This window comes from Vibrio sp. N418 (assembly GCF_000222565.1).
GTDB classification, from domain to species: Bacteria; Pseudomonadota; Gammaproteobacteria; order Enterobacterales; family Vibrionaceae; genus Vibrio; species Vibrio scophthalmi.
Window position 1 is genome coordinate 29,912 of record NZ_AFWD01000056.1, and the last position, 24,811, is coordinate 54,722.

Genomic DNA, 24,811 nt, shown 5'->3' on the forward strand with positions numbered 1-24,811 from the left:
TTAGTTTAAACCTTACTTAGAGTAAAGCTCGACGATCAATTGTTCGTTGATGTCAGCTGACAGATCAGAACGTTCAGGCATACGCTTGAATGTACCTTCCATCTTGCCGCCATCTACTTCAATCCAAGTTGGTTTTTCGCGTTGTTCAGCAACTTCTAGAGATGCTTTAATACGAGATTGCTGTTTAGCTTTCTCGCGAATTGCAACAACGTCGTTAGCCGCTACTTTGAAAGAAGGAACGTTTACAACTTTACCGTTAACTACGATAGCTTTGTGGCTAACTAGCTGACGTGCTTCAGCGCGAGTAGCACCAAAACCCATACGGTAAACTACGTTATCAAGACGACCTTCAAGAAGTTGAAGCAGGTTTTCACCTGTGTTGCCTTTAAGGCGCGCAGCTTCTTTGTAGTAGTTACGGAATTGTTTTTCTAGAACGCCGTACATACGACGAACTTTTTGCTTCTCACGAAGCTGAACGCCATACTCAGATAGACGACCGCGACGAGCGCCGTGTACACCTGGTGCGTTATCAATTTTACACTTGGTATCGATCGCACGAACACCAGACTTAAGGAATAAGTCTGTGCCTTCACGACGGCTAAGCTTAAGCTTAGGACCCAAATATCTTGCCATGATTCTTCTCCAATTGTCCTAGAAACGTTATACGCGACGTTTCTTAGGTGGACGACAACCGTTATGAGGGATTGGTGTAGCATCAACGATGTTCGTGATGCGGTAACCAGCAGCGTTCAGTGCACGAACAGTAGATTCGCGACCTGGACCTGGACCCTTAACCATAACTTCCAAGTTCTTTAGACCGTATTCTTTAGCCATTTCAGCACAACGCTCAGCAGCAACCTGTGCAGCGAACGGAGTAGACTTACGAGAACCACGGAAACCTGAACCACCTGCAGTAGCCCAAGCTAGTGCGTTACCTTGACGGTCAGTAATGGTTACGATTGTGTTGTTGAAAGAAGCATGGATGTGCGCAACACCGTCTGCAACTTGTTTGCGAACGCGTTTACGCGCGCGAGTTGGTTGTTTAGCCATTGTACTCTACCTTCCCGACTATTTCTTGATCGGCTTACGCGGACCCTTGCGGGTGCGAGCGTTGGTTTTAGTACGCTGTCCACGTAGTGGTAGACTGCGACGATGACGAAGACCACGGTAACAGCCAAGGTCCATAAGACGCTTGATGTTCATAGATACTTCACGACGTAGATCACCTTCTACAGTGTATTTAGCTACACCATCACGCAGTTGATCGATCTGTTCATCAGATAGTTCACTGATCTTAACATCTTCAGCAATACCCACTTCAGCTAGGATAGCTTTTGAGCGAGTCTTACCGATGCCGTAGATTGACGTTAGTGCAATCACAGCATGTTTTTGATCAGGAATGTTAATGCCTGCTATACGGGCCATTATTCACTCCATAGTGTTTCATAAAAGAATTAGCCGCAGCAAAGCCCGTCTCGGATACGCTGCGGAGTACTACTTCTTTTGCACGCAAAAGGTAGGCCGAGGAATATACTCGACACTACCTTACATTTCAAGTAAAAATTTCTGCTGATTAGCCTTGGCGCTGTTTATGCTTTGGCTCACTGCAAATCACGCGAACGACACCGTTACGCTTGATTACTTTACAGTTACGGCAGATTTTTTTAACGGAAGCACGAACTTTCATTGCTAAACTCCGTAAATGAAATCTGAGGTTACCGCCGTATTAACGGCCATAGCCTTTCAGATTCGCTTTTTTCAACACAGAATCATACTGTTGGGACATCATATGAGTCTGTACCTGTGCCATGAAATCCATGATTACAACCACTACGATTAGTAGTGATGTACCGCCGAAGTAGAAACGTACGTTCCACGCGACCATCATGAACTCTGGGATCAGACAGATAAAGGTAATATACAGTGCACCCGCTAGGGTTAAACGTGTCATCACTTTATCAATGTATTTCGCTGTCTGCTCGCCTGGGCGGATACCGGGTACGAATGCACCAGACTTCTTCAAGTTATCTGCTGTTTCACGCGGGTTGAAAACCAACGCCGTGTAGAAGAAGCAGAAGAAGATAATCGCTGCTGCATAAAGCATTACATACAGAGGTTGACCTGGGCTAAGAGCCAAAGACACGTCAGTTAACCAACCGAACGCGCTGCTCTCACCATTTTGACCAAACCACTGCGCCAATGTTCCTGGGAACAGGATAATGCTTGATGCGAAGATTGCTGGAATAACACCTGCCATATTAATTTTAAGTGGCAAGTGAGTGCTTTGCGCAGCAAATACTTTACGACCTTGTTGACGCTTCGCGTAGTTTACAACGATACGACGTTGACCACGCTCCATGAAAACAACAAAGTAAATTACCGCAAAAGCAAGTACCGCAATCAACAGCAGAAGAAGTACATGCAGTTCACCTTGACGCGCTTGCTCGATTGTTTGACCGATTGCCGAAGGCAATCCAGCAACAATACCTGCAAAGATCAGTACCGAAATACCGTTACCAATTCCGCGCTCTGTAATTTGTTCACCTAACCACATTAAGAACATGGTACCGGTTACTAAACTTACGGTAGCAATTAGCGTAAACATGGTTTGGTTGATAACAACCAGATTATCGACCATGTTTGGTAGGCCAGTTGCAATACCAATAGCTTGGAATGTTGCAAGTACAAGCGTGCCGTAGCGTGTATATTGGCTTATCTTACGACGGCCTGCTTCACCCTCTTTCTTGAGTTCAGCTAACGCTGGATGAACTACGGTTAGCAGTTGGACAACAATTGAAGCCGAAATATACGGCATGATGCCCAACGCTAATATAGACGCACGCTCAAGAGCACCACCGGAGAACATGTTAAACATTTCTACGATGGTACCTTTTTGCTGTTCGAACAAATCGGCAAGTACAGCAGCGTCAATACCAGGGATTGGTACGAATGAACCGGCGCGGAATACTAAAAGAGCACCTAATACAAACAAAAGGCGCGATTTAAGCTCCGCCAATCCATTTTTCGCACTACTAAAATCTTGTCCTGGTTTTTTAGCCATCTGTACCTTTCCTTCGAAGATTATTCTTCGATTTTACCGCCTGCAGCTTCGATTGCAGCTTTAGCGCCTTTAGTCACGCGTAGACCTTTAACAGTCATCGCTTTGTTAACTTCACCAGAAAGAACGATCTTAACGAACTCGATGTTCTTAGTGATTAGGTTAGCAGCTTTAAGGCTGTTTAGATCTACCACGTCACCTTCAACTTTCGCTAGCTCAGCTAGACGAATTTCAGCAGACACTAGGCTCTTACGAGAAGTGAAACCGAATTTAGGTAGACGTTGTTTCAGAGGCATTTGACCGCCTTCAAAACCTGGACGAACTTTACCGCCAGAACGCGACTTTTGGCCTTTATGACCACGGCCAGCAGTTTTGCCTAGGCCTGAACCGATACCGCGACCTACACGCTTAGGAGCATGTTTAGAGCCAGCAGCCGGTGATAGAGTATTCAAACGCATTTGTGATTACTCCTCAACTTTAACCATGTAGTAAACCTTGTTGATCATGCCGCGCACGCACGGAGTATCTTCAAGTTCTACTGTGTGGTTGATTTTACGAAGGCCTAGACCGCGCAAAGTAGCTTTGTGCTTTGGCAGACGACCAATTGAGCTTTTAGTTTGAGTTACTTTAATAGTTGCCATCGTGTTCTTACTCCGAAATAGATTCAACAGTTAGACCACGTTTAGCAGCAACCATTTCTGGTGACTTAACGCTACCTAGTGCATCGATCGTAGCACGAACGATGTTGATAGGGTTCGTAGAACCGTATGCTTTAGATAGTACGTTGTGTACACCAGCAACTTCAAGTACTGCACGCATTGCGCCGCCGGCGATAACACCAGTACCTTCAGCAGCAGGCTGCATGTAAACTTTAGAGCCCGAATGGCGACCTTTCACTGGGTGGTGAAGAGTACCTTCGTTAAGCGCGATCGTAGTCATGTTACGACGTGCCTTTTCCATTGCTTTTTGAATCGCTGCAGGTACTTCACGTGCTTTGCCGTAACCGAAACCTACGCGACCGTTACCGTCACCAACTACTGTTAGTGCAGTAAAGCTCATGATTCGACCGCCTTTAACCGTTTTAGAAACGCGGTTAACTGCGATTAGCTTTTCTTGCAAATCATTCGCTTGAACTTGTTGTTCTTTAGCCATCTTCCAACCCTACCTTAGAATTTCAGACCAGCTTCGCGAGCAGAATCTGCTAGCGCCGCTACTCGACCGTGGTATTGGAAACCAGAACGATCGAATGCAACTGAAGTCACGCCTTTTTCAAGAGCGCGCTCAGCAACAGCTTTACCAACTGCTTTAGCTGCATCGATGTTACCAGTGTATTTCACTTGCTCACGGATCGCTTTTTCTACAGTAGAAGCAGCTGCGATAACCTCAGAGCCGTTTGCCGCGATAACTTGAGCGTAAACATGGCGAGGAGTACGGTGTACTACCAGGCGAGTTGCACCAAGTTCTGCAATCTTACGACGTGCACGTGTAGCACGACGGATGCGAGATGCTTTCTTATCCATAGTGTTACCTTACTTCTTCTTAGCTTCTTTGGTACGCACATTTTCATCTGCGTAACGAACACCTTTACCTTTGTAAGGTTCAGGAGCACGGTAAGAACGAATATCAGCCGCAACTTGACCTACTACTTGCTTATCGCAACCAGTAAGAATGATTTCAGTTTGGCTTGGACATTCAGCTGTAATACCCGCTGGCAGTTCATGCTCAACAGGGTGAGAGAAGCCTAGTGTTAGACCTACAGCGTTGCCTTTGATAGCAGCACGGTAACCTACACCTTTAAGCGTTAGCTTCTTCACAAAGCCTTCAGTCACACCGATTACCATGTTGTTAACTAGTGCACGAGCAGTACCTGCTTGTGCCCATGCGTTTACAACACCTTCACGTGGACCGAAAGTAAGGTTGTTTTCTTCCTGAGCGATAACAACTGCGTTGTTAAGAACGCGAGTTAGTTCGCCTTTAGCACCTTTTACAGTAACTTCTTGGCCGTTTAGTTTCACCTCTACGCCAGCTGGAATAGCGACAGGTGCTTTAGCAACACGAGACATAGTCTACTCCTTAGGCAACGTAACAGATGATTTCACCACCAAGACCTGCTTTACGCGCAGCACGGTCTGACATAAGACCCTTGGAAGTTGAAACGATAGCAACACCTAGACCACCCATTACAGAAGGAAGAGAATCTTTCTTCTTGTAAACGCGTAGGCCTGGACGAGAAACACGCTTAAGTTGCTCGATAACTGGTTTAGCTTGGAAGTACTTAAGAGTAACTTCTAGCTCAGGTTTAGCTTCGCTGTTAACAGCGAAGTCTACGATGTAACCTTCAGCTTTAAGTAATGCAGCAATAGCAACTTTAAGCTTTGAAGAAGGCATTTTTACAGCAACTTTGTTTGCTGCCTGACCGTTGCGAACGCGGGTCAGCATATCCGAAATCGGATCTTGCATGCTCATAAGATTTACTCCAAATGATTAAGTGGCAATTACCAGCTAGCCTTACGAAGTCCAGGAATCTCGCCTTTCATGCAAGCTTCGCGAACTTTAATACGGCTTAGACCGAACTTACGCAGGTAACCGTGTGGGCGACCAGTTTGGTTGCAACGGTTGCGCTGACGTGATGCACTTGAATCACGTGGAAGTGATTGCAGTTTAAGAACTGCTTCCCAACGAGCTTCTTCAGATGCGTTTACATCGCTAATGATAACTTTTAGCGCAGCACGCTTTTCAGCGAACTTAGCTACTAGTTTTGCACGTTTAGCTTCACGTGCTTTCATCGAATTTTTAGCCATAACAGTAACCCTTCACCTTACTTACGGAATGGGAAGTTAAAGGCAGCCAGCAGAGCTCGGCCTTCCGCATCTGTGCCAGCTGACGTCGTGATAGTAATATCAAGACCGCGTACACGATCAACTTTATCAAAGTCGATTTCCGGGAAGATGATTTGCTCGCGAACGCCCATGCTGTAGTTACCGCGTCCGTCAAAAGACTTAGCGCTAACACCACGGAAGTCACGTACACGTGGTAGAGCGATGTTAATCAAACGCTCAAGAAAATCCCACATACGTTCGCCACGCAAGGTTACTTTACAACCGATTGGGTAGCCTTCACGGATTTTGAAACCTGCAACAGATTTACGCGCTTTAGTGATAAGTGGCTTTTGACCAGAGATCGTTGCCATATCAGCTGCTGCGTTTTCTAGCAGTTTCTTATCGTTGATTGCTTCACCCACACCCATGTTTAGGGTGATCTTTTCGATTCTAGGGACTTGCATGACGCTTGTGTAGCTGAACTCTTTGGTCAGTTCAGCGACTACAGACGACTTGTAGTAATCATGCAGTTTCGCCATAGTAGAACTCCAAATTACTTAATTGTTTCACCGTTAGACTTGAAGAAACGCACTTTTTTGCCTTCTTCAAAACGGAAACCTACTCGGTCCGCGTTACCAGTTGCTGCGTTAAAGATTGCAACGTTAGAAGCATCAATAGCTGCTTCTTGCTCAACAATACCACCTTGGATATTTAGAGCAGGAACAGGTTTTTGGTGTTTCTTAACTAGGTTGATACCTTCAACAACAACTTTACCAGTTGCTAGAACCTTAGTTACTTTACCTTTCTTGCCTTTGTCTTTACCAGCAAGAACGATTACTTCGTCATTACGACGGATTTTAGCTGCCATTATAGCGCTCCTTACAGAACTTCTGGAGCAAGTGAAACGATCTTCATGAATTTATCGCCACGAAGTTCGCGTGTCACAGGGCCAAAGATACGTGTACCGATTGGTTGCTCTGTATTGTCGTTAAGCAATACGCAAGCATTACGGTCGAAGCGAATGACAGAACCGTCTGGGCGACGAACGCCTTTACGGGTGCGCACTACTACCGCCTTCAGAACATCACCTTTTTTAACTTTACCGCGAGGAATTGCTTCTTTCACTGTAACCTTGATGACGTCACCGATATGTGCATAACGGCGGTGAGAACCACCCAGGACCTTAATACACATTACCTTGCGCGCACCAGAGTTATCTGCAGCGTCAAGTGTACTTTGCATTTGGATCATTGTTAGTGCTCCGCTAAATATTAATAACTAGACCCATCACGGGTCGGGCTGCCTCTTTAAAAGGGACGCGAATTGTACCACCCTTTTTTGTGATTGGGTAGTCAAAAAATAAACGGCCCCAAAATATTTTTTGGAGCCGTTTCGTTTCATAGAATTAGCTAGGGATTAACCTTTCGCTTTTTCTAGAACGCTTACCAAAGTCCAAGACTTAGTCTTAGACAGTGGACGACACTCAGCGATTTCAACTTTGTCGCCTAGGCCACATTCGTTGTTCTCGTCGTGTGCGTGTACTTTAGTCGTGCGGCGAACGAATTTACCGTAAATCGGGTGTTTTACGAAACGTTCGATTGCAACAACGATAGACTTGTCCATCTTGTCGCTAACAACACGGCCTTGTTGAGTACGTTTTACTTCGCTCATTATGCGCCTGCCTTTTCAGTCAAAACAGTTTTCACACGTGCGATATCACGGCGTACAGCTTTTAGAGTATGAGTTTGCTGTAGTTGACCAGTCGCAGCTTGCATACGCAAGTTGAACTGTTCACGTAGCAAAGTCAAAAGCTCAGCATTAAGCTCTTCAACGTTTTTTTCGCGTAGATCTTGTGCTTTCATCACATCACCTGCTTAGTTACAAATGTCGTCTTGAATGGCAGTTTACGTGCCGCTAGGCGGAACGCTTCACGTGCCAATTCTTCAGGAACGCCACCCATTTCGTACATTACCTTTCCAGGTTGGATTTGGGCTACCCAGTACTCAACGTTACCTTTACCCTTACCTTGACGAACTTCAAGTGGTTTTTCTGTGATTGGTTTGTCTGGGAACACACGGATCCAGATTTTACCTTGACGCTTAACGTGACGTGTCATTGCACGACGTGCCGCTTCAATTTGACGAGCAGTTAGACGACCACGGCCAACAGCTTTAAGACCGAATTCGCCGAAGCTTACATCAGTACCTTTAGCTAGACCACGGTTACGACCTGTCTGAACCTTACGGAACTTAGTACGTTTAGGTTGTAGCATCTGTCGACTCCTTACTTACGGCCTTTGCGCTGCTTCTTAGGCTTATCGCCTTTCGGCTCCACAGCGTTAGCTGCTGGCATACCGCCTAGAATCTCACCTTTGAAGATCCAAACTTTAATGCCGATCACACCGTATTGGGTGTGAGCCGAAGAAGTTGCGTAATCAATGTCAGCACGTAGAGTGTGTAGAGGCACACGGCCTTCACGGTACCACTCAGCACGTGCGATTTCAGCGCCGCCAAGACGGCCGCTTACTTGCACTTTGATGCCTTTAGCGCCTAGACGCATAGCATTTTGTACCGCGCGCTTCATAGCACGACGGAACATAACGCGACGCTCTAGTTGAGACGCGATGCTATCACCTACAAGTTGAGCATCAAGCTCAGGCTTACGTACTTCAGCGATGTTAATTTGCGCTGGTACACCTGCGATTTTTGCTACAGCTGCACGTAGTTTCTCTACGTCTTCGCCTTTTTTACCGATAACTACGCCTGGACGAGCAGTGTGAATAGTCACACGGATGCTTTTCGCAGGACGTTCGATAACGATGCGTGATAGTGATGCTTTTTTCAGTTCGCTTGTAAGGAACTGACGTACCTTGAAGTCGCCGTCTAGGTTGTCAGCGAAATCTTTGGTGTTAGCAAACCATGTAGCATTCCAAGGCTTAACGATGCCTAGACGAATACCATTTGGATGTACTTTTTGACCCATTGCTTACTCTCCTAGTCTCTTAGCGATCTGCTACAACAATAGTGATGTGGCTTGAACGCTTCAAGATACGATCCGCACGACCTTTAGCACGAGGCATAATACGCTTCATGGTTGGGCCTTCATCTACGAAGATTTTAGCGACATTTAGATCGTCGATATCTGCACCTTCGTTGTGCTCCGCGTTCGCGATAGCTGATTCAAGAACTTTCTTGATTAGTTCAGCAGCTTTTTTGTTGCTGAACGTCAAGATTTCTAGAGCTTGATCAACTGATTTACCACGAATCTGGTCTGCCACTAAGCGAGCTTTCTGAGGAGAAATGCGAGCAAAGTTATGTTTAGCTAATGCTTCCATCATTTACTCCTTAACGCTTCTTAGCTTTCTTATCCGCAGCGTGGCCACGGTAAGTACGAGTTGGTGCGAATTCACCTAGTTTGTGACCGATCATTTCTTCGGTAACGAAAACTGGTACGTGCTGACGACCATTATGGACAGCGATGGTCAAACCGATCATCGTAGGGATGATCATTGAGCGACGGGACCAAGTCTTAACAGGCTTTTTGTCTCCGCTTTCCACCGCTTTCTCTACCTTCTTCAGCAAGTGTAGGTCAATAAAAGGACCTTTCTTGAGAGAACGTGGCATGGCGATTCCTCTTTATAGATTATTTGTTACGACGACGTACGATGTACTTGTCAGTGCGTTTGTTCTTACGAGTCTTGAAGCCTTTAGTAGGCATACCCCATGGTGATACAGGGTGACGACCGCCAGATGTGCGACCTTCACCACCACCGTGTGGGTGATCAACCGGGTTCATTACTACACCACGTACGGTTGGACGTACGCCGCGCCAGCGTGAAGCACCAGCTTTACCAAGTTCACGTAGCATGTGCTCAGAGTTGCCTACTTCACCGATTGTTGCACGGCCTTCAGACAATACTTTGCGCATTTCGCCAGAACGTAGACGGATAGTTACATATGAACCGTCGCGAGCAACGATTTGAGCATATGCACCAGCCGAACGAGCTAGCTGACCACCTTTACCAGGTTTAAGTTCAACGTTATGTACAGTTGAACCTACTGGGATGTTACGCATTGGAAGAGCGTTACCAGCTTTGATTGGCGCATCTGGGCCAGACTGGATTGCATCACCTGCGTTAACACCTTTAGGTGCTAGGATGTAACGACGCTCACCGTCTGCGTACAGAACTAGAGCGATGTTAGCGCTACGGTTTGGATCGTATTCTAGACGTTCAACTTTCGCTGGGATACCGTCTTTAGTACGTTTGAAGTCAATCAAACGGTAGTGTTGCTTATGACCACCACCGATGTGACGTACTGTAATACGACCGTTGTTGTTACGACCGCCGTTCTTAGAGTTTTTCTCTAGAAGAGGTGCGTAAGGCTTACCCTTGTGTAGGTCAGCGTTAACAACTTTAACTACGTGACGACGACCAGGGGAAGTCGGCTTACATTTAACAATAGCCATTTCTCAACTACTCCTGTTATTCCGCGCCGCCAACAAAGTCAAGATCTTGACCTTCGTTCAAAGTAACGTACGCTTTCTTAACGTCGCTGCGGCGACCTTGGCGTAGACCTTGACGTTTGGTCTTACCCTTAGTGATAAGAGTATTTACAGACTTAACTTCAACTTCAAATAGCTTTTCTACAGCTGCTTTGATCTCTTTCTTAGTTGCATCTTTAGCTACTTTGAAAACGATAGTGTTCGCTTTCTCTGCAGCCATAGTTGCTTTTTCAGAGATGTGCGGAGCACGTAGAACTTTTAGGATACGTTCTTCAGTGATCATGCTAGCATCTCCTCAACTTGCTTAACTGCATCAGCAGTCATTAGAACCTTGTTGAATGCAATTAGAGATACTGGATCAATACCAGCAACATCACGTGCGTCAACTTTGTATAGGTTACGAGCTGCTAAGAATAGATTCTCATCTACTTCGCCAGTTACGATTAGTACATCGTTAAGCTCAAGTTCTTTAAGCTTAGCTACTAGCTCTTTAGTTTTTGGAGCTTCTACAGAGAAGTTATCAACAACGATTAGACGCTCTTGACGAACTAGCTCAGAAAGAATGCTCTTCATAGCACCGCGGTACATTTTCTTGTTTACTTTTTGGCTGTGATCTTGAGGTTTCGCAGCAAAAGTAACACCACCCGAACGCCAGATTGGGCTACGGATTGTACCAGCACGTGCACGGCCAGTACCTTTTTGACGCCATGGCTTAGCGCCACCGCCAGAAACTTCTGAACGTGTTTTTTGAGCGCGAGTACCTTGACGAGCACCTGCTGCGTACGCAACAACTACTTGGTGTACCAGAGCTTCGTTAAACTCACGTCCGAAAGTAGTTTCAGAAACAGTCAGTGCATCAGCACCTTTAACCATAAGTTCCATTACTTACTCCTGAGACGTTATGCTTTAATAGCTGGTTTAACGATCACGTTGCCGCCAGTTGCGCCTGGGACTGCACCTTTAATAAGAAGCAGATTGCGCTCAGCGTCAACACGTACGATCTCTAGGTTTTGAGTCGTTACACGCTCAGCACCCATGTGACCTGCCATTTTCTTGCCTTTAAACACGCGACCTGGAGTTTGACATTGGCCAATTGAACCCGGTGCACGGTGAGACAATGAGTTACCGTGAGTCATATCTTGAGTACGGAAGTTCCAACGCTTAACAGCGCCTTGGAAGCCCTTACCTTTAGATGTACCAGTAACGTCTACTTTTTTAGTTTCGTTGAATAGTTCAACTGTTAGCTCAGCGCCAACTGCAAACTCTTCACCGTTTTCCAAACGGAATTCCCAAAGACCACGACCAGCTTCAACACCTGCTTTAGCAAAGTGACCAGCTTCTGGTTTAGTAACGCGGTTAGCTTTCTTAGTTCCAGCTGTAACTTGAATTGCTGCGTAACCGTCAGTCTCAAGAGATTTAACTTGAGTTACACGGTTTGCTTCAACTTCAACAACAGTTACTGGGATAGAAACGCCGTCTTCAGTAAATACGCGGGTCATGCCCACTTTACGACCGATTAGACCAATCATTATTCTAATCTCCCTTAACCTAGGCTAATTTGAACGTCAACGCCTGCAGCTAGGTCTAGACGCATCAGAGCATCAACAGTTTTGTCTGTTGGCTCAACGATGTCGATTAGACGTTTGTGAGTACGAATTTCGTACTGATCACGTGCATCTTTGTTAACGTGTGGAGAGATAAGAACTGTGAAACGCTCTTTACGAGTAGGTAGTGGGATTGGACCACGAACCTGTGCGCCTGTGCGCTTAGCTGTTTCAACGATTTCCGCTGTTGAAGCATCGATTAGCTTGTAATCGAACGCTTTAAGGCGGATACGGATACGTTGGTTCTGCATGAGACAGAGCTCCAATTAGTAAATATTACACAAACAATATCGCCACTCAAACTCGCATAAGGCGAGAGAATGCCGATTGATTTATGTGAAACCGTAGCATCCAAGATTAGGACGCATTGTCAGTTAATTTTCGATTAACCACCCCCGCTTAAAGAGTCACCTCTAAAAGCAGTTATTCCGAAGAATAGATACCTAATTGTATTAACCGCGAACATAAGCTGAGTCTACATTACCTAATAAATCGAAGATTTATCAGCTCCTCACTGCTCATTGGTTCACAACTGGCTTAACCAGTGCGAGGCATTATACAGATCACAGTTTTAACTTCAAGAGGCGAGTGAAAAATAATCTTGGGGAATTTGAGAGGCGAGAGAAGAAAAGAATTGGGAGGCGAGAAAGAGAAGAGAAAAGCAAGAGATGGGAAGCGAGAGACGAGAAAAAGAAAAGAGAGAAATGGAGAATAAAAAGGGATGTACGCTTAAATAGCGACACACCCCTTCTCTTTTGGTCAAACTCATAGTGAGTTTGCGCTGCTCAATTTTGCCTTTCGACGTGAAACACTTGTGCTATCACTCCGGCAACTTCGTTTTATAAGCTACGCTGACGAACCGCTTCAAACAAGCAGATGCCAGATGCCACTGAAACGTTAAGGCTCGATACGGTACCCGCCATTGGGATCTTAATCAAATCATCGCACGTTTCGCGAGTTAAGCGACGCATACCATCGCCTTCTGCACCCATAACAATAGCCAGTGGGCCAGTCAGCTTCGCTTGGTAGATATCATGCGTTGCTTCCCCGGCAGTACCAACAAACCACACGCCCTTCTCTTGCAGCGCACGCATGGTACGAGCAAGGTTAGTCACGCGGATAAGCGGCACAATTTCCGCAGCGCCGCAGGCCACTTTGCTTACTGTCGCGGTCATTGGTGCTGAACGGTCTTTAGGTACAATGATCGCAGCGACACCAGCAGCATCAGCATTACGTAGACACGCACCCAGATTGTGCGGATCAGTCACGCCATCAAGCACCAACAGTAGTGGCGCTTCATGCTGATCGATGATGTCATCAAGATCATTTTCATTCAGCTGCTTAGCTGGTTTAACACGGGCAATAACACCTTGGTGATTCGCACCTTGTGCTTTGTCATCCAGTGTTTTACGTCCCATCTGTTGAATCGATACACCGCAGCGTTGCAGTTCATTCAAAATCGGCATTAAGCGATCGTCTTGACGACCTTTTAGCACGTACGCTTCAATAAAACGTTCCGGCTCGCGTTCCAGTACTGCTTTTACAGCATGGATGCCATAAAGAAATTCGTTACTCATTTTCTAAACCTGTTGTTGAAACGACTATTCGCTCTTGCTCTTAGTGCTACTGCGCTTTCCCTTTTTGGAATTGCTATGCGGTTTTTTCTTACGCGCTTTTTTCACCTTAGGCTTTTTCGCTTCACCTTTGGCTTCAGCTTTCACTGGTGCCTTGGTTGGCTCAATCGCAGGTTTTGCTTTGCGATCCTCTCGGCCGCCCGTTGCTGCACGTTTTTTCGCTTTTGCTTTAAGCTGAGCTTCGACCGCACGCTTTTTAGCCGTCTTGCCTTCGCCGCGTAGCTTACGACTTGTTTCAACTAATGCAAAGTCAATTTGGCGGTCATCCAGATTTACGGCCTGAACTTTTACTTTAACCGCATCACCTAAACGGTAGATAGCACCGAAGCTTTCACCGATAAGTCTTTGACCTACTGGGTCAAAGTGATAGTAGTCATTCGCCAGTGACGAAATATGCACTAAACCATCGATATGCAATTCTGTTAGACGGACAAAGAAACCAAAACTGGTCACATTGGCAATCACACCTTCAAGCTCATCGCCGACGTGATCTTGCATGTATTCACATTTCAGCCAATCCGATACTTCACGTGTCGCATCATCCGCGCGACGCTCGGTCATCGAACATTGCTCACCGTAGAAATCCATATCATCAAATGAATAGTGGTAACCACCGGTTGGTGTCCAGCGATCTTGGTTACGCCCTTCTTCTTTAGCTATCAGGTATTTGATTGCACGGTGCAGTAGCAAGTCTGGGTAACGACGGATCGGTGAAGTAAAGTGCGCGTAGCGTTTGAGTGCTAAGCCAAAGTGACCACAGTTATCCGCACTGTAGACCGCTTGCTTCATTGAGCGTAGCAGCATAGTTTGGATCAGCTCTTTATCTTGACGCTCAGCAATCTGTTTTACCAAGTCCGCGTAATCGGTTGGTGATGGCTCTAAGCCGCCGCCAAGATTCAAACCAAGCTCGCCCAGGAAGTCACGGAAACCTTGCAGACGCAGTTCACCCGGAGTTTCATGAATACGGTACAACGCGGCTTCTTTAGCTTTCTCTACCAATGATGCTGAAGCGATGTTAGCCAGAATCATACATTCTTCGATTAGCTTATGCGCATCGTTACGAATCACCGGCTCAATACGATCGATCTTACGCTCTGCGTTGAAGATGAACTTAGTTTCAACCGTTTCAAATTCAATCGCACCACGATTATCACGAGCACTTTTCAGCACTTTGTACATCTTATGTAGCTCTTCAAGATGCGGTACTAAAGGTGCGTAACGTTGACGCAACTCTTCATCGCCATCTAATACTGCGCCCACTTTGTTGTAGGTCAGGCGAGCATGGGAGTTCATCACACCTTCATAGTGCTTATAGCTCGATAGCTTACCCGTCGCAGAAATCGTCATCTCACACACCATACACAAGCGATCAACTTGCGGGTTGAGAGAACACAGACCATTTGAAAGCACTTCTGGCAGCATAGGAACAACTTGCGAAGGGAAGTAAACCGAGTTACCACGGTTAATCGCTTCTTTATCTAATGCGGTTTCTGGACGAACGTAGTAGCTCACATCAGCAATAGCGACCCATAAGCGCCAGCCGCCGCCTTTTTTCGCTTCACAGAATACTGCGTCATCGAAGTCTCGTGCGTCTTCACCATCAATAGTCATCAATGGCAATTGGCGCAAATCAACACGGCCAGCTTTCGCCTCTTCTGGTACTTCTTCGCCCAGGTGTTCAATTTGTTTATCGACCGCTTCTGGCCACTCGTGTGGGATCTGGTGGGTGCGAATAGCAATTTGCGTTTCCATGCCCGGCGCCATTTTCTCACCTAACACTTCGACCACTTGACCCATCATACCGCGTGAACGTGTACCGCGATCGGTAATTTCAATCACAACCACATTACCCATGCGCGCCGTAGACTTGTGCTCGTTAGGGATCAAGATATCTTGGCAAATACGAGAATCATCTGGCACTACGTATGAGTAGCCATACTCTAAGAAGAAACGACCGACAATTTGCGTTTTACGTTCTTCAAGTACGCGAACCAAGCGGCCTTCCTTGCGACCACGTTTTGAGTTGTCCGTCGGTTGCACCAAAACAAAATCACCGTGAATGATGTTTTTCATTTGGTGGTGCGGCAGCACAATGTCGTTATCCTTGCCGGTACTGCCTTCTGGGCGAACCCAGCCATGGCCGTCTTTGTGACCAATCACATAGCCTTTTACCATCTCTAGTTTTTCAGGCAATGCGTAACACTGACGACGAGTAAAGACCAATTGACCATCACGCTCCATCGCTCGTAGGCGACGACGTAAGCCTTCATATTGCTCTTCACCTTGAAGCTTAAGTGCTTCAAACAGGTCATTGCGGTTCATCGGAACGCCGGCCTGTTTCAAGAACTCGAGAATAAACTCACGGCTTGGAATAGGATTGTCGTAATTTTGTGATTCACGATCAGCAAAGGGATCGTTTTGGATTTGGTCTGACATAAGCAAGCCCAACTTAGCAAGGAAGGTATACGGCTAGTATATCCGAGTCATGGCATAAGCTACAGCGAAGTGGTTACAAAAAGACTAAATAGATTCGAAGTTTTCATAACTTACCAGTGCCATGAGAGCTCGCACATGGCGAATAACTTGCGACTCCGCAGCCCTTTGCAGACCAATAATCACCCAGATAAAAGGGGGGCATATTTATCAAAATTCACCTCACACCCAAATAATGATCTAGATCACACTTGGATGTAACCAATAAAGCAAACGATTGCAATAAGCATGACTTGTTGCGATATTCTGCGCCAACTTCCTATTCCCCCTTTTTAGGTTTGATTATCTCTATGAAACGCACTCTATTAGCTACTGCGATTGCAAGCTTAGGTCTATTCTCTGCTTTTTCTCAAGCAGCAGAACAAGCCGATCTGATCATCACTGATGCCATGGTTCTAACCATGAACCAAGACAAAACCGTTTACGAAAACGGTACAGTGGTTATTAAAGACAACAAAATCATCGCAGTCGGCGATGAGTCGTTAGAGAATAAATACCAAGCGGATAACGTGTTGGATGTGGATGGCGATATCGTTATGCCAGGCCTTATCAATACGCACACCCACGTATCAATGACCGTCTTCCGTTCACTTGCGGATGACGTGCCAGATCGCCTACACCGCTACATCTTCCCACTAGAAGCGAAACTGGTTTCTCGTGACATGGTGCGTATCGGCGCCAACCTTGGTAACGTTGAAATGCTAAAAGGTGGCGTAACCACTTACGCTGACATGTACTACTTTGAAGATGAAGTGGCAAAAACCGTTGATAAAATTGGTATGCGCGCGATCTTAGGTGAAACCATCATCAAGTTCCCTGTTGCTTCTGCGAAGAATGCTGATGCTGGTATCGATTACACGCTGAACTTTATTGAGCAGTACAAAGATCACCCTCGCATTACACCCGCTTTTGCCCCGCACGGCCCATACACCAACACCACTGAAACACTGCAGAAGGTAGCAAAGCTTTCTCTAGAGAAAGACGTCCCAGTGATGATGCACTTGGCAGAATCAGACCGTGAACAACAGGTGATTGCGGAGCGTTCAAACGGCCTGTCACCAGTGGCTTACATGGAAAGCATTGGCGCACTAAACAAAAACTTAGTCGGCGCACACATGATTCTGGTTGATGAGCATGACATCGAGTTGGTGAAAAAATCAGATATGGGTGTTGCACACAATATGAGTGCGAACATCAAATCAGCCAAAGGCGTTTCTCCTGCACTGAAAATGTATGACGAAGATGTGCGTATCGGCCTAGGTACTGATGGCCCAATGTCTGGCAACACGCTAAGCACCATCGACGAGTTCAACCAAGTCGCCAAAGTTCATAAGCTAGTGAACAAAGACCGTGCGGCGATGCCACCACTAAAAGTCATTGATATGGCAACCATGGGCGCAGCAAAAGCACTGCACATGGAAGACAAAATTGGTTCTCTCGAAGTTGGCAAGCTGGCAGATATCATCGTTATCGATACCAAAGCACCGAACATGGTTCCAGTTTACAACCCATACTCAGCGCTGGTTTACTCTGCAAACTCAGCCAACGTACGCCACTCAATTGTGGATGGCAAACTGCTGATGAAAGACCGTCAAATCTTAACGGTAGACGAAGAGCAAATCCGTAAAGAAGCACTTGAGTTTACCGATGTGGTGCGTAAAACGGTTATCGAATCAGGTGAAGTCGTTCAATAATCCCCCTGCTTTCAGATAGCAAAATGCCCAGCAATCGCTGGGCATTTTTGTAGGTGCAGGTTTAACGTCTATGTGGTGTTCGATTTTGCGCTACGTTACCAGAAAGTCTCACGGCGCTTAGCGCGGGCAATGATGTTCTCAGGCATGCGCTGCTCTAAGCCGGTACGTAAACGGGAAATACGTTTGTATTGACGCTGATCGGCGGTCACTGAGTTATACAACCAACGATAAGCATCTTCATAATCTAACGGGCTGCCGTAATCACGCAGTAGCAATTCAGCCAAATGGATACGCGCATTTAGGTTACCCATTGCCGCTGCTTCACGTAGGTATGGGATCGCTCGCTCTTTATCTTGCTGTACTAGTGTACCGCGTGAGTAGTAACGACCAAGCTGCTCCAATGCGGTTGGTAAGCCCTGATGGGCCGCATTTTCCATATAGTAAAGACCGAGTTCGACATCTTGATCAACACACACACCCCACGCCAACATATCTCCGTAAAGAAATTCATACGAAGGTAAGCTAATACGGGTTGCGCGCGCGACAATATCTTCCACCAATTGGCAGTTGTCTGCTTTCACTCGTTCTAAATGTTTATTCTGTTCGATCAGTTTAATAAGTTCAGCTTCGGAGTAGATTGGCACTGGCTCACCAATGTCAGTTGCGTTTGCAAAACTGAATGATGAACTCAATACCAGCATCAACGAAGCTGCTACTGTTCGTAGCTTCATACCTGCACTCTTTGTTGAATCCGACACCCTACCTTCGCCAATCATAGACGTAATTAGCATTATAGGCAGGTTCGATATTTGTATCGGCAAAAACAAAAAACTCTTTAGACAAAAATTGCCGTAAGTTGGCAATAGTTTGCCATAGGGTGATGAAAAATCCATCACAACGGCAAGCGTCATGGAAAGAAAGGAATCAAGTTCACGTTGTTATTTCCACCATTAACTCGTGAAGATAAGAGCAAGTGACATGGCAAGATAGAGAAAGCAGAAAATAGCAGATATAAAAAAAGCCGACACTGAGTGTCGACTTCTTTTCAATCAATAACGCTTATCGATTAAGCTTCAAATGGGTGAAGCTTGATGATAGTTTCGTTACGATCTGGGCCAGTAGAGATGATGTCTACTGGAACGCCAGTTAGCTCTTCAATACGCTTGATGTAATCTAGAGCCGCTTGTGGAAGCGCATCGATAGATTTAGCACCGAAAGTATTTTCAGACCAACCAGGCATTGTTTCGTAAATTGGCGTCGCTTTTTCGAATGATTCAGCAGCCATTGGCGAAACTTCTAGTACAGAGCCATCGTCCATCTTGTAACCAGTACAGATTTTTAGCTCTTCTAGGCCATCTAGTACGTCTAGTTTAGTTAGACAGAAACCAGTGATAGAGTTGATTTGGATTGCACGACGCATAGCAACAGCATCGAACCAACCAGTACGACGTAGACGACCAGTCGTTGCACCAAACTCATGACCAACAGTACCCAAGTGTTTACCCACTGGATCTTGCTTGTCTAGACCATCGTAAAGTTCAGTCGGGAATGGACCTGAACCAACACGAGTACAGTATGCTTTCGCGATACCTAGGATGTAACCTAGGTGACGAGGACCAAAACCAGAACCTGCAGCAACACCACCAGCAGTCGTGTTAGAAGAAGTTACGTATGGGTAAGTACCGTGGTCGATATCAAGTAGCGTACCTTGCGCACCTTCGAACATGATCTTGTCGCCGCGCTTGCGTGCTGCATCTAGTTCGTCAGTTACGTCAATAACCATTGAAGTAAGTAGTTCAGCGTAGCCTTTCGCTTGCTCAAGTACTTCTTCGTAGCTTACTGCTTCAGCTTTGTAGTAGTTCACTAGTGCGAAGTTATGGTATTCCATTACTTCTTTTAGTTTTTCTGCAAAAGCTTCCATATCGAATAGGTCGCCAACGCGTAGGCCGCGACGAGCAACTTTATCTTCGTAAGCAGGACCGATACCACGACCAGTCGTACCGATTGCTTTTTTACCGCGTGCGATTTCGCGCGCTTGGTCTAAAGCAACATGGTAAGGAAGAATTAGAGGACATGCTTCAGAAATGAAAAGACTGTCACGTACTGCAATGCCGCGCTCTTCAAGAGGCTTCATTTCTTTAATTAATGCGTCAGGTGATAGAACTACACCGTTGCCGATAATGCATTTTACATTATCGCGAAGGATACCTGATGGAATTAAGTGAAGTACGGTTTTTTCACCGTCGATTACAAGTGTGTGACCTGCATTGTGACCGCCTTGGTAGCGAACCACGTATTTTGCATCTTCAGTTAAAAGGTCTACGATTTTACCTTTACCTTCGTCACCCCATTGGGTGCCTAGAACGACTACGTTATTTCCCATCTTTCCAAGTCTGATTGCTAGTTAAAAAAGGATTCTAGCACTGAATCCGCTCTCTTGCAGTCATTTTTTGGTCATACCGGTGTCACACAGAATTAAACGATTGAGCAGCCAACGAATCCGGTGACATAACAACTCAATCACTCGTTGGCAAAGATTTTAATACTAAGCTTGCCTTCAATATCGATACTTGCGCGATACATACCAGCGCAATTGAGCGCAAAGTGTATCTCTCCTTGCTTATCGATCGCGATCACTCCGCCTTCACCACCAAGCGTTTTTAACTCACCATGAATGACTGTCTCACTGGCGGTTTTAACATCTTCCCCTAGGTAGCGCATGCGTGCGGCAATATCACTGGCGACCATTTTACGGATGAACAGCTCACCAACACCGGTGGAAGAGATCGCCACATTGCCATTTTCAGCTAAGGTTCCCGCACCAATTATTGCGGAGTCCCCCACTCGTCCAAAACGCTTATTGGCGATGCCTCCGGTACTTGTCGCCGCTGCTAAGTTGCCTTGCTGATCAAGCGCGACCGCCCCAACCGTGCCATGTTTATTGTCATCAGGATAACTTGCTTCCGATAAGGCACTGTCACCTGACTCTTTAAGCCCCATCAGTTGGTCGTAACGGCGATCGGTAAAGAAATAATCTTGTTCCGTAAAAAGATGGCCTTGCTTGAAAGCAAACTCTTCTGCACCCTCACTAATCAAGAACGCGTGGGCGGAGTGATGCATCACATCGCGCGCCAACTCCACCGGGTTCTTAATATGACGAACCACCGCGATCGCTCCGACCTGCATTTGTAAACCATGCATAACCGAGGCATCCATTTCAACCATCTCTTTGGCGGTGAGGACCGAACCTTTACCTGCATTGAAATGCTCTGAATCTTCCAACACCTTAACCGCAGCCACTGCGGCATCAAGCGCATCACCGCCCGCGGCTAATATTTTATGGCCCACGTTCACAGCTTGCGCTAACGCGGCGCGGATATCCGCTTCCAGTTGTGCACTCATCTGCTCAGGTAAAATGGTGCCCGCTCCGCCATGTACGGCAAGGGCAAATGGAAAACTCATCTCACTATCCTTCTTAGCAACTTAACCGAGTCGTTTTGCTGAATTACTTAATCCGATAAAAAAGGCGTCGCTTGTTTCCAAGTAACGCCTCTTCGTCGATTTATGATGATCTATAAAGATCTCATCGCGCGATTAGTGTGAACCACAACCGCCGCCACCGCAGCATTCGTGATCATCACCTTTCTCTTCGCCGCCACAACAGCCACCTTCATGGTCGTGATCGTGGTCGTGACCACCACAACAACCGCCACCTTGGTGGATATGGCCGTGAGCAATCTCTTCTTCAGTTGCTTCGCGAACCGCGACAACTTCAACAACGAAAGTTAGTGTTTGGCCAGCAAGCATGTGGTTACCATCAACCACAACTTCGTCGCCATCTACTTCAGTAATTTCTACTGGGATTGGACCTTGGTCAGTATCCGCTAGGAAGCGCATGCCAACTTCGATTTCATCCACACCTTGGAATACGTCTGCTGGAACACGTTGAACAAGATCATCGTTGTGCTCGCCGTATGCATCTTCAGGGGCAATAGTTACTTCGAATTTGTCGCCAGCAACTTTACCTTCTAGCTCATTCTCAAGGCCAGTGATTAGGTTGTTGTTACCGTGTAGGTAATCTAGTGGCGCATCAACAGTTGATTGATCAACGACTGCATCTTCTACTTTCAGTTGGTACGCTAGGCTTACGACTACGTTCTTTTCAATTTTCATAATTGCTCCAAGGCGATTAGCTCCCCATATCAAAGGGAGAATAAAACAATAACCCTGCTATTATGGGGATGAATTCGAGAAACTCAATCAGTCCGGTTTAAAAATGCCGATCATTTGTTCACTCTGGTGTTCACTTTTGTCTACAGACTCTGGCTTGCGTTGATCTTGATGACCGCAATCGACGCACTCCACCAGCTCAATATTATTCTCTATCCACCAACGTAACGTGTCTTGTTGCTGACACTTAGGGCAATTAGCGCCTGCGATAAATCGTTTCTTCATGTCACTCTCATCAAATCATTAATACATCGAGATTCATGGCTTAAAGGCGAACGGCACTTTAATCCCAGAAATGCTTACCTTGCTTATCGTTTTCCATCTCACGGCCAAAGATCTCTTCCAGCTCTTTACGTGCTTCTTTGGCTCTCAGTGCGAGTTGCTTATCTTCATGGTGCTGCGGAAGGAGTTCCTTCAACATTGCGTTATCAAGTTTACGAAAGTGCGCTTCAGAGCGTTGCGCTTGATATGGGTGCATGCCTAACTCAATCAAGGTGAGTTTGCCAAGATCGAGCGCACCAAGAAACGTTTCACGCGAGTACTTATCAATGCCATGGCTGAGCAGTTGGTACGCCTCAACACGACTGCGAGCACGAGCTAATATTTTCAAATGAGGGAAATGTTGCTCGCACAACTCGACAGTTTTCATAATGTCGTCAGGCGAATCAGTACAAAGGACAATCGCCTTCGCTTTATCTGCCCCTGCGGCACGCAATAAATCAAGCTGCGTCGCATCACCATAAAACACCTTGTAGCCATACTTACGTAACAGTCGAATTTGGCTGGCATCACTTTCTAAAATGGTTAGCTTGATCTTGTTGGCATACAACAAGCGCCCGACGATCTGACCAAAGCGGCCAAAACCCGCAATAATAACGCGCGACTGCTTATCAACCACATCAGTATTGATATGCTCTTCATCATCAAAATTAAGTCTTTTGGCGTACCATTTCTTCTGCCCCATCAGCAGCAGTGGTGTCGTCACCATCGATAAACTCACGACCACCAGCAAAAAGGCGGTTTGTTCTGTGGTTAAGATGCCTTGCGATAGTGCGGCGGTAAAAATAACAAAAGCAAATTCACCACCTTGACTGAGAATCGCCGCAATACGACTGCGCGACTTGGCACGACTGCCGTAAAGTCGTGCAAGAAAATAAAGCGTATAGGCTTTCAGCATCACCAACGCGATCACACAAGCCAAGATCTTGAAAGGGTGCAACGCTAGCAAACCAAGGTTGACCGCCATACCAACGGCGATAAAAAACAACCCGAGTAATAGGCCTTTAAACGGCTCAATGGCAATTTCAAGCTCATGGCGATATTCACTCTCCGCCAACAACACGCCCGCTAAAAATGCGCCCAGCGCCATCGATAGGCCTAGTTGTTTCATTACCAATGCAATGCCAATCACCAGCAGTAGAGCAGCAACGGTAAACAACTCGCGCACCCCACTCATCACCACATAACGAAAAAGTGGTCGCAGCAAAAAGTGCCCGCCAATCAATAATGCGGTCACACCAACCAACATCCATAAGCCATCTAACCAATTACCACTGGTGTTACCAGCCAATACGGGCAATAACGCTAACATTGGAATCACAGCAATATCTTGAAAGAGCAACACAGCAAAACCGGACTGTCCAGTTTCCGTCCCTGCTAACCCCTGCTCATCAATCACTCTTAATGCAATCGCGGTCGAAGAGAGCGCCAGTCCCATACCGATAACGAGGCTCATCTGCCAAGCAAAACCAAATAGATGCACAAGGCCAGCAATTAAAGCCGTAGTAATCAGTACTTGCGCACCACCGAGACCAAGGATAGGTCCTCGCATTTGCCACAGTTTTTTCGGGTTCAGCTCAAGGCCAATCAGAAACAGCAGTAACACCACGCCAAATTCAGCAAAGTGAAGGATGGCATCGACATCGCGAATTAGACCCAACCCCCACGGTCCAATCGCAACACCCGCCAGTAAATAACCAAGTACAGAACCTAGCCCTAATCGTTGCGCGAGTGGTACCGCAATCACCGCTGCGGTGAGAAAGATTGCACTGCTTTGTAAAAAATCACTTTCCAGAGCCATGCTCACCTCCTTGCGGTAAGGATGAATCATGTGGCAATGGATCATTCAACCACTGGCGATAATGCTCCGCATGCTGATAGCGTTCCATGTCGGAGACATTGCGCGCCCAATAGAGCACCAAGGGTTCAATCCAATGCATGCGACACAATGCCGCGGTTAATTCAAAAGGCTGTAAGATTTGTTCAAGTGGGTATTTGTTGTAGCCATGCTCCCCAAAGGCTTCTTCCTTGCCACCAGTAGTAATGACACTACGCCAATACTTACCTTGCAAGGCGCTTTCATTGCCGTAGGCAAAACCTTTGCCCAATACTCTATCGAGCCACTCTTTCATCAGTGCCGGACAAGAATAAAGATACATTGGGTGATGGAAGACAATGACATCGTGTGCCAAGAGCAATTCGTGCTCGGCATTCACATCAATAAAAAAGTCTGGGTAGCGAGCATAAAGATCGTGCACGGTAACGTGCTCAAGTGAGGCAATTTTTTTTAGCATCACATGATTAGCGATAGAAGTGGAGGACTCCGGATGAGCGTAAATGACTAATACTTTTGCTTTCGCTGCTTGTGGCTTCGGAGTGGCTGATCGATTCATTCCGTGAACAACTGCCTTTATCATTTTCGTTATCAATTTGTTATACGCGGTTGACGCTGAAAACGCAACGATCGACTTTTCCGGTTAATCCTCCTACTATGCGT

Annotated in this window: 36 protein-coding genes; 1 reads left to right on the forward strand and 35 read right to left on the reverse strand. The window is 46.3% G+C overall.

The window, feature by feature from the left end; translation table 11 throughout:
• Window positions 1–12 precede the first annotated feature (12 nt).
• The 28 genes from rpsD to rnr form a co-directional block, all read right to left on the reverse strand.
• Window positions 13–633 carry a 30S ribosomal protein S4 gene (gene rpsD, locus RH86_RS11990; protein WP_005597093.1) on the reverse strand — a complete coding sequence of 207 codons (621 nt, stop codon included), beginning with the start codon at window positions 631–633 and terminating at the stop codon, window positions 13–15.
• Window positions 634–660: 27 nt separating this feature from the next.
• A complete protein-coding gene (rpsK, locus tag RH86_RS11995; protein WP_005597095.1) occupies window positions 661–1,050 on the reverse strand; it encodes a 30S ribosomal protein S11 in 390 nt (129 codons plus the stop codon).
• 18 nt (window positions 1,051–1,068) lie between these two features.
• A complete protein-coding gene (gene rpsM / locus RH86_RS12000) occupies window positions 1,069–1,425 on the reverse strand; it encodes a 30S ribosomal protein S13 (protein WP_005597097.1) in 357 nt (118 codons plus the stop codon).
• A 148-nt stretch (window positions 1,426–1,573) separates the two neighbouring features.
• A complete protein-coding gene (gene rpmJ / locus RH86_RS12005) occupies window positions 1,574–1,687 on the reverse strand; it encodes a 50S ribosomal protein L36 (protein ID WP_000868186.1) in 114 nt (37 codons plus the stop codon).
• A 39-nt stretch (window positions 1,688–1,726) separates the two neighbouring features.
• The gene (gene secY, locus RH86_RS12010) at window positions 1,727–3,061 is read right to left on the reverse strand and encodes a preprotein translocase subunit SecY (protein WP_005597099.1); all 1,335 of its coding nucleotides are present in this window, start codon (window positions 3,059–3,061) and stop codon (window positions 1,727–1,729) included.
• Between the two features lie 20 nt (window positions 3,062–3,081).
• Window positions 3,082–3,516, reverse strand: coding sequence for a 50S ribosomal protein L15 (rplO, locus tag RH86_RS12015; RefSeq protein WP_005597101.1), 435 nt, complete (start codon window positions 3,514–3,516; stop codon window positions 3,082–3,084).
• Window positions 3,517–3,522: 6 nt separating this feature from the next.
• Entirely contained in the window at window positions 3,523–3,699 is a 177-nt protein-coding gene (rpmD, locus tag RH86_RS12020; RefSeq protein WP_000201159.1) for a 50S ribosomal protein L30, read from the reverse strand.
• A gap of 7 nt (window positions 3,700–3,706) precedes the next feature.
• Entirely contained in the window at window positions 3,707–4,210 is a 504-nt protein-coding gene (rpsE, locus tag RH86_RS12025; protein WP_005597103.1) for a 30S ribosomal protein S5, read from the reverse strand.
• Between the two features lie 14 nt (window positions 4,211–4,224).
• Window positions 4,225–4,578 carry a 50S ribosomal protein L18 gene (gene rplR / locus RH86_RS12030; protein WP_005597104.1) on the reverse strand — a complete coding sequence of 118 codons (354 nt, stop codon included), beginning with the start codon at window positions 4,576–4,578 and terminating at the stop codon, window positions 4,225–4,227.
• A gap of 9 nt (window positions 4,579–4,587) precedes the next feature.
• Window positions 4,588–5,121 carry a 50S ribosomal protein L6 gene (gene rplF, locus RH86_RS12035; protein ID WP_009386379.1) on the reverse strand — a complete coding sequence of 178 codons (534 nt, stop codon included), beginning with the start codon at window positions 5,119–5,121 and terminating at the stop codon, window positions 4,588–4,590.
• Window positions 5,122–5,131: 10 nt separating this feature from the next.
• The gene (gene rpsH, locus RH86_RS12040) at window positions 5,132–5,524 is read right to left on the reverse strand and encodes a 30S ribosomal protein S8 (RefSeq protein ID WP_005597108.1); all 393 of its coding nucleotides are present in this window, start codon (window positions 5,522–5,524) and stop codon (window positions 5,132–5,134) included.
• A 29-nt stretch (window positions 5,525–5,553) separates the two neighbouring features.
• The gene (gene rpsN / locus RH86_RS12045) at window positions 5,554–5,859 is read right to left on the reverse strand and encodes a 30S ribosomal protein S14 (RefSeq protein ID WP_005597110.1); all 306 of its coding nucleotides are present in this window, start codon (window positions 5,857–5,859) and stop codon (window positions 5,554–5,556) included.
• Window positions 5,860–5,876: 17 nt separating this feature from the next.
• Entirely contained in the window at window positions 5,877–6,416 is a 540-nt protein-coding gene (rplE, locus tag RH86_RS12050) for a 50S ribosomal protein L5 (protein ID WP_005597112.1), read from the reverse strand.
• Between the two features lie 14 nt (window positions 6,417–6,430).
• Window positions 6,431–6,745: a 50S ribosomal protein L24 gene (gene rplX / locus RH86_RS12055; RefSeq protein ID WP_005597114.1), complete on the reverse strand. Its 315-nt coding sequence runs from the start codon at window positions 6,743–6,745 to the stop codon at window positions 6,431–6,433.
• Window positions 6,746–6,756: 11 nt separating this feature from the next.
• Window positions 6,757–7,128 carry a 50S ribosomal protein L14 gene (gene rplN / locus RH86_RS12060; protein ID WP_004745883.1) on the reverse strand — a complete coding sequence of 124 codons (372 nt, stop codon included), beginning with the start codon at window positions 7,126–7,128 and terminating at the stop codon, window positions 6,757–6,759.
• Between the two features lie 165 nt (window positions 7,129–7,293).
• Window positions 7,294–7,548, reverse strand: coding sequence for a 30S ribosomal protein S17 (gene rpsQ / locus RH86_RS12065; protein WP_005597117.1), 255 nt, complete (start codon window positions 7,546–7,548; stop codon window positions 7,294–7,296).
• Entirely contained in the window at window positions 7,548–7,739 is a 192-nt protein-coding gene (rpmC, locus tag RH86_RS12070; protein WP_005597119.1) for a 50S ribosomal protein L29, read from the reverse strand. Before rpmC ends, rpsQ begins: the two co-directional genes overlap by 1 nt.
• Complete coding sequence (rplP, locus tag RH86_RS12075) at window positions 7,739–8,149, reverse strand: 50S ribosomal protein L16 (protein ID WP_005379577.1); 411 nt, start codon at window positions 8,147–8,149, stop codon at window positions 7,739–7,741. The genes rpmC and rplP overlap by 1 nt, the downstream gene beginning before the upstream one ends.
• An 11-nt stretch (window positions 8,150–8,160) precedes the next feature.
• On the reverse strand, window positions 8,161–8,859 hold the full coding sequence (rpsC, locus tag RH86_RS12080) for a 30S ribosomal protein S3 (RefSeq protein ID WP_005597122.1): 699 nt from the start codon (window positions 8,857–8,859) through the stop codon (window positions 8,161–8,163).
• A gap of 19 nt (window positions 8,860–8,878) precedes the next feature.
• The gene (rplV, locus tag RH86_RS12085; protein ID WP_005597124.1) at window positions 8,879–9,211 is read right to left on the reverse strand and encodes a 50S ribosomal protein L22; all 333 of its coding nucleotides are present in this window, start codon (window positions 9,209–9,211) and stop codon (window positions 8,879–8,881) included.
• A 10-nt stretch (window positions 9,212–9,221) separates the two neighbouring features.
• Window positions 9,222–9,500: a 30S ribosomal protein S19 gene (gene rpsS, locus RH86_RS12090; protein ID WP_005597126.1), complete on the reverse strand. Its 279-nt coding sequence runs from the start codon at window positions 9,498–9,500 to the stop codon at window positions 9,222–9,224.
• Window positions 9,501–9,519: 19 nt separating this feature from the next.
• A complete protein-coding gene (rplB, locus tag RH86_RS12095; protein ID WP_009386380.1) occupies window positions 9,520–10,344 on the reverse strand; it encodes a 50S ribosomal protein L2 in 825 nt (274 codons plus the stop codon).
• A gap of 16 nt (window positions 10,345–10,360) precedes the next feature.
• The gene (rplW, locus tag RH86_RS12100; protein WP_005597130.1) at window positions 10,361–10,663 is read right to left on the reverse strand and encodes a 50S ribosomal protein L23; all 303 of its coding nucleotides are present in this window, start codon (window positions 10,661–10,663) and stop codon (window positions 10,361–10,363) included.
• Window positions 10,660–11,262 carry a 50S ribosomal protein L4 gene (rplD, locus tag RH86_RS12105; RefSeq protein WP_005597132.1) on the reverse strand — a complete coding sequence of 201 codons (603 nt, stop codon included), beginning with the start codon at window positions 11,260–11,262 and terminating at the stop codon, window positions 10,660–10,662. The genes rplW and rplD overlap by 4 nt, the downstream gene beginning before the upstream one ends.
• A gap of 17 nt (window positions 11,263–11,279) precedes the next feature.
• Window positions 11,280–11,909 carry a 50S ribosomal protein L3 gene (gene rplC / locus RH86_RS12110; RefSeq protein ID WP_005597133.1) on the reverse strand — a complete coding sequence of 210 codons (630 nt, stop codon included), beginning with the start codon at window positions 11,907–11,909 and terminating at the stop codon, window positions 11,280–11,282.
• 14 nt (window positions 11,910–11,923) lie between these two features.
• Window positions 11,924–12,235 (reverse strand): 30S ribosomal protein S10, encoded by a 312-nt coding sequence (gene rpsJ / locus RH86_RS12115; RefSeq protein ID WP_001181007.1) that lies wholly within the window; start codon window positions 12,233–12,235, stop codon window positions 11,924–11,926.
• Window positions 12,236–12,823: 588 nt separating this feature from the next.
• Window positions 12,824–13,561, reverse strand: coding sequence for a 23S rRNA (guanosine(2251)-2'-O)-methyltransferase RlmB (gene rlmB / locus RH86_RS12125; RefSeq protein WP_005597135.1), 738 nt, complete (start codon window positions 13,559–13,561; stop codon window positions 12,824–12,826).
• Window positions 13,562–13,585: 24 nt separating this feature from the next.
• Entirely contained in the window at window positions 13,586–16,054 is a 2,469-nt protein-coding gene (rnr, locus tag RH86_RS12130) for a ribonuclease R (protein WP_009386381.1), read from the reverse strand.
• Between the two features lie 341 nt (window positions 16,055–16,395).
• Between rnr and RH86_RS12135 the strand changes: the two genes are divergently transcribed.
• Window positions 16,396–17,805, forward strand: a complete 1,410-nt coding sequence (locus RH86_RS12135) for an amidohydrolase (protein WP_038219653.1) — start codon at window positions 16,396–16,398, stop codon at window positions 17,803–17,805.
• A 95-nt stretch (window positions 17,806–17,900) separates the two neighbouring features.
• On the opposite strand, the gene motX is transcribed toward RH86_RS12135, so the two are convergent.
• From motX to kefG, 7 genes are all read right to left on the reverse strand, one after another.
• Window positions 17,901–18,536: a flagellar protein MotX gene (gene motX / locus RH86_RS12140; RefSeq protein ID WP_005597141.1), complete on the reverse strand. Its 636-nt coding sequence runs from the start codon at window positions 18,534–18,536 to the stop codon at window positions 17,901–17,903.
• Window positions 18,537–18,871: 335 nt separating this feature from the next.
• A complete protein-coding gene (locus tag RH86_RS12145; RefSeq protein ID WP_005597143.1) occupies window positions 18,872–20,188 on the reverse strand; it encodes an adenylosuccinate synthase in 1,317 nt (438 codons plus the stop codon).
• Window positions 20,189–20,325: 137 nt separating this feature from the next.
• Window positions 20,326–21,267 (reverse strand): isoaspartyl peptidase/L-asparaginase family protein, encoded by a 942-nt coding sequence (locus RH86_RS12150; protein WP_009386383.1) that lies wholly within the window; start codon window positions 21,265–21,267, stop codon window positions 20,326–20,328.
• A 132-nt stretch (window positions 21,268–21,399) separates the two neighbouring features.
• The gene (gene slyD / locus RH86_RS12155; protein ID WP_005597147.1) at window positions 21,400–21,978 is read right to left on the reverse strand and encodes a peptidylprolyl isomerase; all 579 of its coding nucleotides are present in this window, start codon (window positions 21,976–21,978) and stop codon (window positions 21,400–21,402) included.
• 87 nt (window positions 21,979–22,065) lie between these two features.
• Complete coding sequence (locus RH86_RS12160) at window positions 22,066–22,260, reverse strand: YheV family putative zinc ribbon protein (protein ID WP_009386384.1); 195 nt, start codon at window positions 22,258–22,260, stop codon at window positions 22,066–22,068.
• Between the two features lie 58 nt (window positions 22,261–22,318).
• Entirely contained in the window at window positions 22,319–24,115 is a 1,797-nt protein-coding gene (gene kefB, locus RH86_RS12165) for a glutathione-regulated potassium-efflux system protein KefB (RefSeq protein ID WP_009386385.1), read from the reverse strand.
• The gene (gene kefG / locus RH86_RS12170) at window positions 24,099–24,707 is read right to left on the reverse strand and encodes a glutathione-regulated potassium-efflux system ancillary protein KefG (protein WP_009386386.1); all 609 of its coding nucleotides are present in this window, start codon (window positions 24,705–24,707) and stop codon (window positions 24,099–24,101) included. Before kefG ends, kefB begins: the two co-directional genes overlap by 17 nt.
• Window positions 24,708–24,811: the final 104 nt, after the last annotated feature.